This is a genomic window from Actinophytocola sp., assembly GCF_036378875.1.
Lineage (GTDB): Bacteria > Actinomycetota > Actinomycetes > Mycobacteriales > Pseudonocardiaceae > Actinophytocola.
Genome location: NZ_DASUVO010000169.1, coordinates 1 through 13,924 on the forward strand (window position 1 = coordinate 1; position 13,924 = coordinate 13,924).

The window sequence follows — 13,924 nt, forward strand, 5'->3', positions numbered from 1 at the left end:
GCCTGCGCCGTCTTCCGTCGACGTAACCATCCACTCAGGACGCTACGTTCCTCGTCGGACAACACCACCGGGGCGACTTTCGGGCTCGGCACGCCCACACTCTACCAACTACCGACGAACTAATGACTCAGGACACTAGCGTGACGGCATGGGCATTCGTTACTCGTCGGCCGCTTGCCGGGAACTCGGCGGGCTGCTGCGCCGGATCCGGGACAACGCGGGTCTGACGGCCATGGAAGTCGCCCGCAAGGTGGGCTGGCCGCTGACGAAGATCTCGCGCATGGAACACGGCTGGCGAACCGTGACCACCACGGAGGTGATCCTCTACGCGGTCGTGTGCGGCCTGACCTTGCCGGAGGCGGAACCGCTACTCGAACTAACGAGACGAGCCGAACGCAAGCAGGGCTTCTATCTGTCAGACGAACGAATCGGAGGCTCGCTGCAGTCGCTGATCTTCCACGAATCCTCGGCCGAACACTCGATCATCTATGAACCGCACCTGATCCACGGACTGCTGCAGACACCCGAGTACGCCCGTGCCCGCATCCGTGCCCTCAACTCCTCAGGCGTCTCCGAAGAAACAGTTGCAGGCGGTGTTCGCACCCGAATGGAGCGGCGACAGGTTCTGAATCTCTCGCGGTTCACGATCTACATCCACGAACAGGCGTTGCGATTCCGGGTCGGCAACGACCGGATCATGCATGAGCAACTGCTGCATCTCGTGCTCACCGCCGCGCTCGATAACGTCACAATCCGGATCGTGCCGAGCACCGCCGGCCGGTTCGGTGACGCGTTCCACCTGATGGCCTTCTCCGAGCACCAACCGATCGTGTACCTGGACAACCTTCGGTTCGGCGGCCTGATCCTCGAAGATCCAGGCTATGTGAACAGTTATCGCGAGCAGGTACCGATGCTCGCTGAGGTGGCGTTGGATGCGGGACAATCTCGGGAGTTCGCGGCCGAACTGGCCGACGCGTACGACCGAGGGAGTTGGCGTGTCACAGCTGATCTGGCGCAAGAGCAGCCACAGCAACGACGTGGGAACCAGTTGCGTGGAGGTGGCGTGGTCGACCCGACCCCGATCTACGAGTGAGGGGGTATTGGTCCGCGATTCGAAGAACCCGGATGGCCCGGTGCTCACGGTCCCCACCACCGCCTGGCAGCACCTCCTCACCACCCGCTGACCTGAACCCTCGCGAGTCGCGCGGGGGCCGAACGCGCGACTCGCGGAGTTGGACGGTTCGGTGATCGGAACGTCGTGCTCGTGTCGGGTGACTGTTGAGTGCTCTCATGGCCGGGTTCCCGAAAAGATAAGGAGAACTCGTGGCGACGACCAAGCCGATCCACCGCGTCGGCATTCTGGGGTGCGGCAACATCTTCGGCCGCTACATGACCGGGCTGAGCCGCTTCCCCGAGCTGAACGTCGTGCGGGTCGCCGACGTCGACACCCAGCGGGCGAAGCAGGCCGCCGACGAGTTCGGTGTGTCGGTGTGGGGCGACGACGGTGACCTGTACGCCGACGACTCCGTCGACATCGTCGTGAACCTGACTCCGCCCGTGCACCACGCCGCCACGATCATCGCCGCCACGCGTGCCGGCAAGCACGTCTACGTCGAGAAGCCGCTCGCCACCACCGTCGAGGCCGGGCGTGAGGTGATCGCCAACACGTCCGGGCGCATCCTCGGTTCCGCCCCCGACACGTTCCTCGGCAGCGCCAGCCAGACCGCGCGCCGGGCGCTGGACGACGGGCTGATCGGCGAACCGGTCGGCGTTTCGATGTTCGTCGGGCACAGCAAGGCCGAGCGGTGGCACCCGGACCCGCGGTTCCTTTTCCGGGCCGGCGGCGGACCCGTCCTCGACATGGGGCCCTACTACCTGGCGATCCTCGTGAACCTGCTCGGGCCGATCCGGTCGGTGGCCGCGGCGAGCCGGATCGGCGCACCGGTCCGCACCCTCACCGCCCCCAACCGGGCGGCCGACAGCGTCGAGGTCGAGGTCGCGACCCACGCCTCCGCGGTGTTCACGTTCACATCCGGGGTTCTCGGCACCGCACAGCTGAGCTTCGACGTCTGGGACAGCGAACTGCCCTACATCGAGGTGTACGGCACCGAAGGCACGCTGTCCCTGGCCAACCCCAACAACTTCGACGGCGATGTGCGCGTGAAACGGCACGAGGACGAGTCGTGGCGCGTGCTCGACCCCGTGGTCGAACTGTTCGGCGCCGTCGGCACCCGCGAGCAGCACCGCCGCGGCCTCGGGGTCCGGGACCTGGCCGACGCCATCGAGGGCGGCCCGCACCGCGCCAACGCCGAGTTCGCGTTCCACGTCCTCGAGGCGTTGTGCGCGGTCGACGATTCCTCCGGCAAGGGCACGATCATCCAACTGGACAGCACATGTGAGCGCCCACAGCCCAGGTGATCACCTGAGTGGCTGGACCCGGTCGGCGAAGTCGGCCACGAGCCGCTCCGGCAGGTCGTAGGAACCCACGTGCTGCAAGAAGATCGCCGTGGCGCCGAGCCGACCGGCCTGTTCGATGCGGTCCACGATGTCCTCTGGCGTGCCGAAGAGGCAGAACGTGCTGGCGAACGCGACCGCGTCGTCGTCGCTGATCCACTGTGCACAGACGTCGACGGCGTGGTCCCAGTCCTCGGCGTGGACGAGATCGGGATAGACACCGGGGATGTCCGCCGGGACATCGACGTCGATACCGGCCGCGGCCAGTGCCGTGCGCCCACCTCGCTGTGCGATGCCGGCACAGATCGGCTTGAGCACGCGTGCGTCCCGCCGCAGGTCGTCGGTCACCATGGCGTACGCGGAAACGGTGATCTCGGGGTCCCGGCCGGCTTCCCTGACCAGCTCGACCGCGCGTGACAGCGGCGCCGGCGCGACGCCGGACAGCAGGATGGCGCCGTCGGCCAGCTCGCCGGCGAGGCGCAGGTTGCGGGGACCGGTGGCCGCCACGTGGACCGGAATGTCCGGGTGCGGGTCACGCATCCTGGCGCCGTCGACCTCGTCGCCGGCGACGAGTCTTCTGATCTGGTCGATCCCGGCCCGCAGGTCGGCCTGCGTGCTGGGCCGCAGCCCGACCGGTTCCACCGAACTGTGGCCCACGCCGAGACCGAGGAAGAACCGGCCCGACGCCTCTTCCGCGACCGTTCGGCACAGCGACGCCACCACGCTCGGATGGCGCGTGACGACGTTCGACACGGCGGTCCCGAGCCCGAGCGTCGTGGTGCGCAGGGCGGCGGCGAACAACGTCAGGTAGGAGTCCCGCCACAGGAGCTGTGAGTCCGGGACATACAACGTGTCGAAGCCGGCAGCCTCCACGTCGGCAGCGAACGCCGCGACCTCGGTCGCCGGGCGGCAGGGCGGGACTCGGACACCGATCCTCATCGGCCGAGAGTAGAGCCGCGCCCGGCTCCGCCACGGCCTCTTCCGGATCGCTCACCGGACCGGTCACCGGTCCGCCTGGCGAACCGGTGATGTTGTCCGGGCGCGTGAGCTGGTGCTGTGCTCCCCGGAACGCACGCGGACGTGCAGCCGTCACACGACCCGGGAGCCGACATGGCCGAGACCGTGCCACCACCCATCTCCCCACCGGCCATCGCCGCGTTGTCGCTACGCGGCGTTCGCGTCGCGTTCGGTGAGTTCGTCGCCGTCGACGACGTGGACCTCGAAATCCATCCGCACGAGTTCCTCTGCCTGCTCGGCCCGTCGGGCTGCGGGAAGTCGACGCTGCTGGCGCTGATGGCCGGCTTCGCGGCACCGAGCGCCGGCACGATCGAGATGGGTGGCGAGCCCATCACCGGTCCCCGTCCCGAGCTGGGCGTGGTGTTCCAGAGTTCAGACGCCCTGTTCGACTGGCTGACAGTCGCCGACAACATCGCCTTCGGACCACGCATGCGGGGCATGAGCAAAGTGGACCGCGCGCCCGTCGTTGCCGAGCACCTTCGGCTCGTCGGGTTGTCCGGCGCCGCGGACAAACGTCCGCCACAGTTGTCCGGCGGCATGCGCCAGCGGGTGCAGATCGCCCGCGTGCTCGCCAACTCACCGGACATCGTGCTGATGGACGAGCCTTTCGGCGCGCTCGACGCCCAGACCCGGACCGTGATGCAGCGGGAGCTGGACCGCATCTGGCGGGAACGCAAGAACACCGTCGTGTTCGTGACGCATGACATCGACGAGGCGCTCATCCTGTCCGACCGGATCGCGGTGATGAGCGCCGGTCCGAAGGCCGGCATCAAGAGCGTCTACGACGTGACACTGCCGCGCCCAAGGGACGAGGACTCTTCGTCCTATGTGGATCTACGACATCAGATCCGCGAGGACATCGCCGTGGAGGTCGAGAAGTCGTTGGGAGAGCAACCATGAGCCTGGTGGCAACGGAAACCCGGCGTTCCGCGCGGAAAGCCGGCTACACGGTCGTCTCGCTCGTCGCCGGCATCGCGGTGTGGCAGCTGGCGGCCTGGTACTTCGGCCCGGGCCTGGTCAGTGCTCCTGGTGTGACGTTGCAGGCGGCGATCGAGCTGACCAAGGACGGCACGCTGATCGAGTCGTGCCTGGTGTCACTGCGCCGAATCCTCATCGGGTGGGCGTCGGGCATCGTCGTGGGTGTCCCGCTCGGGATCCTCATGGGCCGGGTCAACGCCATCCGTGTCCTGCTGGACCCGTACATCGAGTTCTTCCGTTTCATCCCGCCGATCGCGTTCGTCACGGTGGCGATCGCGTGGTTCGGCATCGGCGAGACGTCCAAAGTGGTCCTGATCTTCTACACGTCGGTCTTCATCATCACGATCAACACGATCGCCGGTGTGCTGGCCATCAACGAATCGAAACTGCGTGCCGCGGAAAGCCTCGGCGCGGGCAAGCGGCAGATCCTCGTGTCGGTCGTCCTGCCCGCCACCATCCCCCACGTCGTGACCGGCGCGCGGCTCGCGCTCGGCAACAGCTTCCTCACCATCGTGTCCGCCGAGATCGTGGCCGCGCAGACCGGGCTCGGCTCACTGATCTGGACCTCCCGCAACTACGGCCGCATCGACTGGATCTTCGTCGGCATCATCGCGCTCGGCATCCTCGGCTACCTGTGCGACCGCGCGATCCGCCTCATCGCCCGCGCCACGCTGCGCCACTACAACGTCAAGGTCTAGGAGGCCTTCGGATGAAACGGCTATCTCTGGCAACAGTCGCGTTTGGACTAGTGTTGGCGGCGTGCGCCCCGGCCGCGTCGGACGGTGGCGGGATGAAACCCGTCGTCCGCATCGCCACCGGCGTGGACCCGTCGTTCACCCCGGTGTACGTGGCCGCGGAGAAGGGCTTCTTCGACAAGCACGGCGTGACGGTCGAGTACATCACCACCGAGGGCGGCCCGACCATGACGCAGGCGGTCATCGCGGGCGAGGCGCAGATGGCGACGCAGTCCGACGCCACGACGGTGACGTTGATGGCGTCGAACGCCGGACTTCGTGCCCTGTCGGTGTTCGAGCAGTCGTCCACCTACATCAAGGTCGTGTACGGAAAGGACGTCAAGACCCCGAAGAAGGTCGGTGTCGTCCCCGGACTCATGGCCCTCGCCACCGACAGGTACCTGAAGAGCAAGAACATCGATGGCGTCGAGAAGGTCACGGCCACCCCGCCGGACATCCCCACGCTGCTGGAACGCGGCGACATCGACGCGGCGGTGATCTACGAACCGTGGGCGTCCCGCGCGGCAGAGCAGTCCGGCGGCTCGATCGTGGGCGACATCGGCGACTTCGGCCTGAGCTACGCACAATGGCTCGTGGCTGACGAGAAATGGCTCAGCCAGAACGAGAAGGCGGCCGCGGGTGTCGTGGCCGCGATCGAGGAGGCGGGTGCCTACGCCACCAAGAACCCGGACGAGGCCGCCCAGATCACCGAGAAGGCCATCAAGATCCCGAAGGACCAGGCGCTCGACATCACCAGCGAACTGGAGTTCGTCACCCGCGACTTCACCGACGCCGACCTCGACCAGGCCAAAGCCGCGGCCACGTTCTTCGTGGACTCCGGCGCGATCAAGTCGGCCCCGGACGTCGGCAAGCAGGTGTTGAAGGGCTGGTACACCGAACACGTCAAGTCCTGACAGCTTCGCGGGGCGGGCACACGGCGCCCGCCCCGCGTCTGCGAACATCGGGGTGTGAACTACCGGGAGGCGACGGCGGGCGATGCGGAGGCCATCGCCGACCTGCACGCGGACAGCTGGCGGCGACACTACCGGGGCGCACTCCTGGACTCCTACCTCGACGGTGATGTCGTCGAGGAACGAAGAACCGTGTGGACCAACCGACTCTCGCGACCCGCGCCGGACCGGCACACCGTGGTAGCCGATGTGGACGGTGCCATCGCCGGCTTCGCACACACCGTCCTCGACGCCGACCGAAGGTGGGGCTCCCTCCTCGACAACCTCCACGTCCGTCACGACTTCACACGCCAGGGAATCGGCGCACGCCTACTGACCGAGACAGCACGAGCGGTAACCCGGTCCAGACCGTCGACCGGCCTGTACCTGTGGGTGCTCGCACAGAACACCGCCGCCCAGGCGTTCTACCGCACACACGGCGGCATCCGCGTCGAACGCGAACTCGCAGGGCCCTTCCCGGGCGGCGGCCGAGCCTTCGCGTTCCGGTACGTGTGGCGGGATCTTTCCGAACTGATCGGATAGCTGGCCGTCCCTTCAACTGGTCGTCGACGTGTCGACAGCGGTAGATTGTCGTCGGATCATGACGAAATCGGCGTTGTGCACGTCGCTTGGCTGCTGGAAGGAGGCTCATCGTGCTGATTCGGTTCGAAGTGTCGAACTTTCGTTCGATACTTGATCCAGTCGAGCTGTCGATGGTGGCGGTCGACAAGGATCGGAGTGAGACGCACGCTGTGCCCAACCTGGGCGAGAGCCTCCTCCCGGTCGCGGCCATCTTCGGCCCCAACGCCTCGGGCAAGTCCAACGTCCTGGCCGCAATGGAATGGCTTCTGTCCGCGGTGCGTGATTCCCTGCGGTTCTGGGATGGCGAGATCCCGTTCGAACCCTTTGCGTTTGCCGAGAGCCCGGTGCCCGCGGAGTTCACCATCGAAGCCGTCATCTCGGGCGTACGTTTCGAGTACGTTGTTGAACTGGACCGGGAAGCCGTCAACCACGAGGGACTTTTCCATTATCCAGAGAAAAAGCGGCGACGCGTCTTCGAACGTGAGGGCACCAAGGTGACGTTGCAGCGCGGGCTTGGCAGCTTGTCCGGAACTCGCGAGCTGCTGACGGCGCGGACATTGGCGCTGTCCATCGCGCGGCGATTCGACGAGCCTCTCGTGGCGGAGTTCGCTCGTTACCTGCTCAGCGTTCAAGTGCTTGGTGTTGGGCCGTACATGGATCTGTCGCGCGTGCCGGAGGTGCCGAACTTCCCGACACGGCGTTTGTTCGAGGAGCTCGTCGATGACGGGCCAGATCGAGCGCAGGCGCTGGCCATGCTGCGTATGGCCGACCTCGGCATCGACGACGTCGCGATCGATGTGCACGAACAACGGAGAAAAGTGCGTCTCGTCCATCGAACGGCCGGTGGGCCGATGCCGCTCGAATTCCATGCCGAGTCGGCCGGCACTCAGGCATGGTTCAGGCTGATTGGACCGGTCCTGGCAGCACTCAAGGAGGGCTTCCTCGTCCTGTTCGACGAGTTGGACGCGAGTTTGCATCCCACTTTGTCTGCACACCTGGTCCGCCTGTTCCACGATCCGGCGACAAATCCCAAGGGTGCGCAGTTGGTCTTCACATCCCACGACACGAGCCTGCTCAACTACCTCAACCGCGACGAGGTCTGGCTCACCGAGAAGTCGGACGATGGCGCGACACGGTTGGGAGCGCTGGCGGAGTTCGCCGGTGAACGGGTGCGGAAGTCACAGAACCTCGAAAAGGCATATCTGCACGGCCGGTTCGGCGCACTCCCGGACGTGGACCGGACCGAGATGCTACGTGCACTTGGATTGATCGGCTGACCCGGTGCCACGAAGGACTCGCGCGAAGGACCTCAGGCGAAAGGTCGCCAGCCGACCGGAACGCAAGACCGTGGTCATCTTCTGTGAAGGCGAAGCGTCCGAGCCGGACTACATCAACGCGTTGAAGCGGCTACCGGAGGTTCGGGGCAACACGTCGATCAACATTGAGATCGCCACGGAGCGTGGAGTACCGCTCCCGCTGGTCCGGCGGGCCGTCGAGCGCGCCTGCGATGACGAGGTCGACGAGTGCTGGTGTGTGTTCGACGTCGAGTGGCCCAAACACCATCCGAATCTGGACGAAGCCGTCCGCTTGGCGCAGGAACACGGCATCAGGCTCGCGATCTCGAACCCGTGCTTCGAACTCTGGCTGATCCTGCACTTCGAGGAACAAACCGCCTTCCTGAGCACGGCCGACGCCGAGCGGAAGAGTCACAAGCTCGACGGCCGAGCAGGCAAGCGAATCGACGCCGCGGCCTATATGGACCGAAGGACCACGGCGACCGTACGCGCGTTGCGTCTTTCGCGTCGTCACGAGAAGAACAGCACTATTTTCCCGCGACAATCCGTCTTCGTCGATGAACGACCTTCTTGCCGCGATCGAACCGCCCGCGTGATCAGGTGTTGCGGAGGAACTCGTTCACGAATGTCGCGACTTCGTTCGGGCACTGCTCCATGACCGGGACCGTGCCGCCCTCGATGGTTCGTACTTCGACCGATCGCGCGTTGACCAGGTGCTCACGCAGCACCGGTAGGCCACGCATCCCGAACGGGTCGGCGGAGGCGCCGAGCAGCAGCACCGGCGCGGTCACCAACCCCACGCGGTCCTCCATCACATAGCGGCCACACGCTCGATGACCCTCCACGGGGTCGACGGCCAGCGCGTCACGGACGAACCGTTCCAGCAGGTCGGGTCGGCCGGCTGGGTAGTACGGCTGCCGAATCCGCCAGAGCGACGTCAGATGGCTGCCGTCCTCGGCGCACGGCACGTTGTCCACGGCGGGGGAGTGCGTCCGGTACTCGGGACCGGTCCACGGCGTCGACGACAGGACCAGCGCGCGCACGCGGTCCGGTATGGACGCGGCCATTTCCATGGCCACCACCGCGCCCGTGTGGTGGCCCAGCACGGCGACGTCCGGCACGCCGAGCGCGTCGAGGAGCGCGAACGCGCCGGCCGCGAACTGTTCGATCCGTTGCGGGGCGGGCAGCGGCGCGCTCATACCGAAGCCCAGCATGTCCATCGCGATCACGCGCCGGTTCACGGCCAGCAGTGGCTGTACCTCACGGAACTCGTCGTGTGAGCGCGGGGTTTGGTGCAGCAGCAACAGCGCCGGGCCCGAACCCGCCGACGCGTAGTGCAGGTGGCCGAACGGGGTCTCCGCGTACGCCCTCACAGGCCAGCGACCAGCGCGGTGTCGACGCCGACGTCGCCGATCTTCTGGGCGCCGCCCGGGTCGCCGAGTGGTTCGGGGCGCCCGGGCAGCGGAAGGGCGAAGAACGCCCGGGAGTCCTCCAGGTGCACGTTCAGAACATCGTCCTTCCGTGCGACCCGGTCGACCGTGATCGCCGAGACCGGGCACTCTTCCTCGCACGCGCCGCAGTCGATGCACTCGGTCGGGTTGATGTAGCTCTTGCGCTCACCGACATAGATACAGTCGACCGGACAGACCTCGATACAGGAACGGTCGAGTTCGTCGACGCAGTCGGCACCGATCACGTAGCTCATGCCGCCCCCTCGCTCGCTCCGTGGCGCCGGTACGCTCCGCAGGCTCCGCTACACCGGCGCCCTCCGCGGGAGAGGTGCCGTCCTGAATATCGATGATTCACTCCGCAAGCTCCGTTCATGCGGCTCCTTCCGTGGAATGGCCGGGAAACAGGGTGAGTGACGGGTCGATGTCGACGGCCGCGTGGTTCACCGCGGTCGCCACCTCGCCGAAGCCGACGGACATCAGCTTGACCTTGCCGTCGTAGGCGGTCAGGTCGCCTGCCGCGTAGACGCCGGGGAGGTTCGTCCGCATCGCGCGGTCCACCGCCACCGAGCGGGCTCGTAGCTCCAGACCCCAGTCGCGCAGTGGGCCCAGATCGCTGACGAAGCCCAGCGCCGCGATCACATGGTCCGCCGCCACGACCGTTTCCTCGCCGGACTTCGCCCGCAGCGTCGCCTTTTCCAGGCGGTCGGCGCCTGTTAGCGCTACCACCTGCGTGTCCGTGTGGATCCTGGCGTGGGAACGCACCCGGTCGAGCGTGGCGGCGTGGCCCCGGAACGACGCACGGCGGTGCACCAGCGTGACCGACCGGGCGATCGGCGCGAGCGCGTCCGCCCAGTCGAGTGCGCTGTCACCGCCGCCGACGACCACCACGTCCTGGTCCTCGTGCGCCGACGGGTCCACCACGAAGTACGACACGCCATTGCCGACCCACTCCGCGCCGCATTCCAGCGGCCGGGGTGTGGGGGTGCCGATGCCGGCCGTGAGCACGATCGCGCGGGAACGGACGGTCGTGCCGTCGTCGAGCGTGACGGTGAGGTCGTCCGACAGTGCCACGGCCTGGCGCCCAAGAAGGAACGTCGGGTCGTAGGCGGCCGCCTGCTCGACGAGGGCGCTCACGAAGTCCCGGCCGCGGATCGCGGGAATCCCCGCCACGTCCCGGATCTCCTTCTCCGGGTACAGCGCCATCACCTGGCCGCCCGCCTGCGGCAGCACGTCGACGACGGTCGTGCGCAGGCCGCGAAACCCGGCGTAGTAGGCGCCGTACAACCCGGTCGGGCCGGCGCCGACGATCAGGACGTCGGTCTCGTAAGTCGTCACGAGGCTGACGGTAAGGACGGCGCGTGCCGGCGGCCGCATACCGCGGACCGCTCACCGGAATGCGCAGGTCCTGGGCTTCCGGGTTCGGTAGGCGGACCGACATCCTTGGTTCGGCGGGAGCGCCGGTGGTCTGCTCGGAGCGTGACCGAGACCGTGAACTCGAAGCCCGCCAGGCGGCACCGCGCGGGCCGGCTCCCGGGCCGCCAGGACTGGTCCAGCTGGCCGCACTACCAGGCGGCGAACGCCGGCTTCCGCGGCTACTGGTATCCCGTCTGCTTCTCGAACCAGGTTGGCGAGAAGCCGCACGCCGTGACCCTCCTGGGGGAGCGGCTGTTCGTGATCCGCGACAAGGGCAAGGTCTTCGGCATGAAGGACCGGTGCCCGCACCGGGGTGTGCCGCTGAGCTTCGGCAACAAGCAGTTCCCGGGCACAGTGTCCTGTGTGTACCACGGGTGGACATTCGACCTGGAGACCGGCGAGCTGAAGGCCGCGATCACCGACGGTCCACAGTCCCCGATCTGCGGCAAGGTCACCCAGCCGACCTACGACGTCGAGGAACGCCTTGGCATGGTGTGGGTGTTCGTCGGCGACGGCGAGCGGCCACACCCCATCGACGAGCAGCTGCCCGAGGAACTGGTGGACAACCCGGCCGTCGTGGGGGTGCGAATCCAGTCACGGGAAGGGAACTGGCGCTTCGCCTGCGAGAACGGCTACGACGAGGGGCACGCCAAGTACCTGCACCGCACCTCCCTGTGGCGGCTGTTCAAGCCGATGCCGGTGTGGAACACCACCAAGATCGTGCGCCGCGGCCGGTGGATCTTCCGCGTGCAGCAGGAACAGCACTGGGAAGCGGACTTCCCCGGGCTGGGCCCGTGGTCCGGAACGGCGTGGTACAAGGCCCGCCCGCCCAAGACGACGACCAACGTCGGCAACACGGCCACGCACCGCGAGGTCAACCCGACGATCGCGGCGCAGGAGTTCCCCGGGTTCGCGTCGGTGAGCATGCCGGGCGTGCTGAGGATCGTGTACCCGACGTTCATCCACTACGAGTTCTACGTGCCGGTCGACGCCGACAACCACCTGTATGTGGGTGTGCTGGCCGACTTCCGGAAAGGCTTTCGGGCGCTTCCGTTCTACGCCAAGTACCTCGGCGCGGTGCGGTGGCTGTTCCACGGCCAGTTCTCGGGGCAGGACAAGTGGATGGTCGAGGTGACCGACGCGCCGCCGGAGAAGCTCTACCGGCCAGACGACTCGCTGCTGCAGTGGCGCAAACTGGCTGAGGACGTCACCGAGGAGCGCATGGACCGGTTGCGTGCGCAGGGTCTGGTGGGGGACTGACATGTCGGGGATCGTGCTCGGGGTGGGAGCGTCCCACTCCACCTTGATGAACACGCACTGGGACAAGGTCGTGCACACCGACCGTGCCGAAGCGTTTCGTGACGCGCTTTCGACCGCCCGCCAACGGATCGCGGACGCGGCACCGGACGTCGTGGTGATCGTGGGCTCGAACCACTTCCGCGGCTTCTGGCTCGACCTGATCCCGTCGTTCACGATGGGGGTGGGCGAGGTCATCGCCGCCGGCGAGTCCGGCACACCCAAGGGTCCACAACGGACTGACCCGGAGTTCGCGCAGGCACTGGCGACCCAGCTGGTCGAGGCCGGCACGGAGGTGGCGATCTCGGCACGGCTGCAGATCGACCACGGGCAGTCGCACGCGATCCAGTACCTTCTGGACGGTCTCGACGTGCCGGTGGTTCCGTTGGTGGTCAACGTCTTCGCGCAACCACTGCCCACACTGGACCGCTGTGTCCAGCTCGGGAAGAACCTGGCCGCGGCCGTCGACCGGCTGGACCGGCGCGTGGTCGTGATCGCCTCCGGCGGGCTGTCCCACCAGCTGCCATGGCCGAGCGACTGGACCCAACCCGACGGCGACGACGAGGAGTTCCTCGTCGAGGCCTGGCTCAACGGGCGAGGGGAGTGGGAGCGCTACGACAAGCGGCGACGGGAGATCATCGTGGCCGCCCGCCCGACTATATTCCCCGAGTTCGACCAGGCGTTCCTCTCCGACCTCGAAAGCGGCGAGCTCTGGCGCTACGCGTCGATGACGACCGCCGAGCTCGAGGACGCCGCCGGCAACGGCGGCCAGGAACTGCGTACCTGGCTGGTGATGGCGGCCGCGTGCGGTTTCGCGCCGGGCAAGGCGCTGGTCTACTCGCCGATGCCCGAGTGGCTCACCGGCATGGGAGCGGCGGTGCTGGAACCATGACTGTGCCCGAGAGCCGGTTCGCCGACGCGGACGGCGTCACCTACCACTACCACGAGCTGGGCGCCGGACCCGACACGATCTTCCTGCACGGCGGCGGCCCCGGCTGCACCGGCTGGAGCGACTTCGGCCCCGTGACACCGTACTTCGCGGCCGACCGCCACTGTCTGCTCGTCGACATCCTCCAGTACGGCAAGTCGGACAAGTGTCGCATCCAGGGTCCTATGTGGAACTTCCACGCCGCCAAGACCGTCGCGCTGATGGACACACTCGGGGTGGAACGCGCGGACTTCATCTGCAACTCCTGGGGCGGCACGATCGCGCTGTGCCTGGCCGCCCGGTACCCAGACCGCGTCCGGTCGCTGGTCGTGACGGGGAGCATGCCGGTGTTCTACGGCCCGCTCGCGCCGCTGCCAGAAGGTGGCCGGCGCGGCCGGAACGCCCGCGACGTCTACTACGGCGGCTCCGGCCCGAGCATGGCCAAGATGCGGGACCTGATCACCCGGCTGGAATGGTACGACCCCGACAAGTTGCCCGACGAGACGGTCGAGATGCGGTGGCGGCAGAGCCTCGACCCTGGCGAGCGTGAGCTGGCCGCCATGTCCGACTCGCCACGCGGCGACTGGCAGGACCTCACCGAGGAACTCGGCCTGATCGAGGCGCCCGTGTTGTTCATGTGGGGGCGTGAGGACGCGTTCCTCACCCCGGACTACCCGCTCATGCTGTCGCGCATGGTGAAGCGCGGAAACCTGCACGTCATGGACCACGTGTCCCACCACCTTCAGGAGGAACGTCCGGCCGCGTACCACGCGGTGGTGGACGGGTTCCTCCGTTCGTTCGAGTGAGGCGTTCGATGAAGTGGCTG

Annotated in this window: 16 protein-coding genes; 12 read left to right on the top strand and 4 right to left on the bottom strand. The window is 67.2% G+C overall.

The annotated features are described in order from the left end of the window. Window positions 1-148: 148 nt before the first annotated feature. The 3 genes from VF106_RS47315 (at window position 149) to VF106_RS47325 (ending at window position 2,418) form a co-directional block, all read left to right on the top strand. A complete protein-coding gene (locus VF106_RS47315) occupies window positions 149-1,093 on the top strand; it encodes a helix-turn-helix domain-containing protein (protein ID WP_330846677.1) in 945 nt (314 codons plus the stop codon). Next, window positions 1,059-1,184 (top strand): DUF397 domain-containing protein, encoded by a 126-nt coding sequence (locus tag VF106_RS47320; RefSeq protein ID WP_330846766.1) that lies wholly within the window; start codon window positions 1,059-1,061, stop codon window positions 1,182-1,184. The genes VF106_RS47315 and VF106_RS47320 overlap by 35 nt, the downstream gene beginning before the upstream one ends. Before the next feature lie 139 nt (window positions 1,185-1,323). Then, the gene (locus VF106_RS47325) at window positions 1,324-2,418 is read left to right on the top strand and encodes a Gfo/Idh/MocA family protein (protein ID WP_330846678.1); all 1,095 of its coding nucleotides are present in this window, start codon (window positions 1,324-1,326) and stop codon (window positions 2,416-2,418) included. On the opposite strand, the gene VF106_RS47330 is transcribed toward VF106_RS47325, so the two are convergent. Then, complete coding sequence (locus tag VF106_RS47330; RefSeq protein WP_330846679.1) at window positions 2,419-3,393, bottom strand: LLM class flavin-dependent oxidoreductase; 975 nt, start codon at window positions 3,391-3,393, stop codon at window positions 2,419-2,421. It lies immediately after the preceding gene. A 171-nt stretch (window positions 3,394-3,564) separates the two neighbouring features. Between VF106_RS47330 and VF106_RS47335 the strand changes: the two genes are divergently transcribed. The 6 genes from VF106_RS47335 (at window position 3,565) to VF106_RS47360 (ending at window position 8,668) form a co-directional block, all read left to right on the top strand. Then, entirely contained in the window at window positions 3,565-4,371 is an 807-nt protein-coding gene (locus tag VF106_RS47335; protein WP_330846680.1) for an ABC transporter ATP-binding protein, read from the top strand. Then, window positions 4,368-5,147 (top strand): ABC transporter permease, encoded by a 780-nt coding sequence (locus VF106_RS47340; protein WP_330846681.1) that lies wholly within the window; start codon window positions 4,368-4,370, stop codon window positions 5,145-5,147. Before VF106_RS47335 ends, VF106_RS47340 begins: the two co-directional genes overlap by 4 nt. Window positions 5,148-5,239: 92 nt before the next feature. Next, window positions 5,240-6,097 carry an ABC transporter substrate-binding protein gene (locus tag VF106_RS47345; RefSeq protein ID WP_330846682.1) on the top strand — a complete coding sequence of 286 codons (858 nt, stop codon included), beginning with the start codon at window positions 5,240-5,242 and terminating at the stop codon, window positions 6,095-6,097. A 54-nt stretch (window positions 6,098-6,151) separates the two neighbouring features. Further along, window positions 6,152-6,676 (top strand): GNAT family N-acetyltransferase, encoded by a 525-nt coding sequence (locus VF106_RS47350; RefSeq protein WP_330846683.1) that lies wholly within the window; start codon window positions 6,152-6,154, stop codon window positions 6,674-6,676. A gap of 110 nt (window positions 6,677-6,786) precedes the next feature. Beyond that, entirely contained in the window at window positions 6,787-7,992 is a 1,206-nt protein-coding gene (locus tag VF106_RS47355) for an AAA family ATPase (RefSeq protein ID WP_330846684.1), read from the top strand. A gap of 4 nt (window positions 7,993-7,996) precedes the next feature. Further along, window positions 7,997-8,668 (top strand): RloB family protein, encoded by a 672-nt coding sequence (locus tag VF106_RS47360; protein WP_330846685.1) that lies wholly within the window; start codon window positions 7,997-7,999, stop codon window positions 8,666-8,668. Here VF106_RS47360 and VF106_RS47365 read toward each other — a convergent pair. The 3 genes from VF106_RS47365 to VF106_RS47375 form a co-directional block, all read right to left on the bottom strand. Continuing rightward, window positions 8,607-9,383 (bottom strand): alpha/beta fold hydrolase, encoded by a 777-nt coding sequence (locus VF106_RS47365; protein ID WP_330846686.1) that lies wholly within the window; start codon window positions 9,381-9,383, stop codon window positions 8,607-8,609. The two genes, VF106_RS47360 and VF106_RS47365, sit on opposite strands and share 62 nt — an antisense overlap. Beyond that, window positions 9,380-9,715 (bottom strand): ferredoxin family protein, encoded by a 336-nt coding sequence (locus tag VF106_RS47370; protein ID WP_330846687.1) that lies wholly within the window; start codon window positions 9,713-9,715, stop codon window positions 9,380-9,382. Before VF106_RS47370 ends, VF106_RS47365 begins: the two co-directional genes overlap by 4 nt. Window positions 9,716-9,830: 115 nt before the next feature. Further along, window positions 9,831-10,835: an NAD(P)/FAD-dependent oxidoreductase gene (locus tag VF106_RS47375; RefSeq protein ID WP_414639236.1), complete on the bottom strand. Its 1,005-nt coding sequence runs from the start codon at window positions 10,833-10,835 to the stop codon at window positions 9,831-9,833. A 102-nt stretch (window positions 10,836-10,937) separates the two neighbouring features. On the opposite strand from VF106_RS47375, the gene VF106_RS47380 reads away from it, so the two are divergent. The 3 genes from VF106_RS47380 to VF106_RS47390 are packed head-to-tail and all read left to right on the top strand — an operon-like array spanning window position 10,938 to window position 13,904. Then, the gene (locus tag VF106_RS47380) at window positions 10,938-12,134 is read left to right on the top strand and encodes a Rieske 2Fe-2S domain-containing protein (RefSeq protein WP_330846689.1); all 1,197 of its coding nucleotides are present in this window, start codon (window positions 10,938-10,940) and stop codon (window positions 12,132-12,134) included. A 1-nt stretch (window position 12,135) separates the two neighbouring features. Next, a complete protein-coding gene (locus VF106_RS47385; RefSeq protein WP_330846690.1) occupies window positions 12,136-13,062 on the top strand; it encodes a DODA-type extradiol aromatic ring-opening family dioxygenase in 927 nt (308 codons plus the stop codon). Beyond that, window positions 13,059-13,904, top strand: a complete 846-nt coding sequence (locus VF106_RS47390) for an alpha/beta fold hydrolase (protein WP_330846691.1) — start codon at window positions 13,059-13,061, stop codon at window positions 13,902-13,904. Before VF106_RS47385 ends, VF106_RS47390 begins: the two co-directional genes overlap by 4 nt. Window positions 13,905-13,924: the final 20 nt, after the last annotated feature.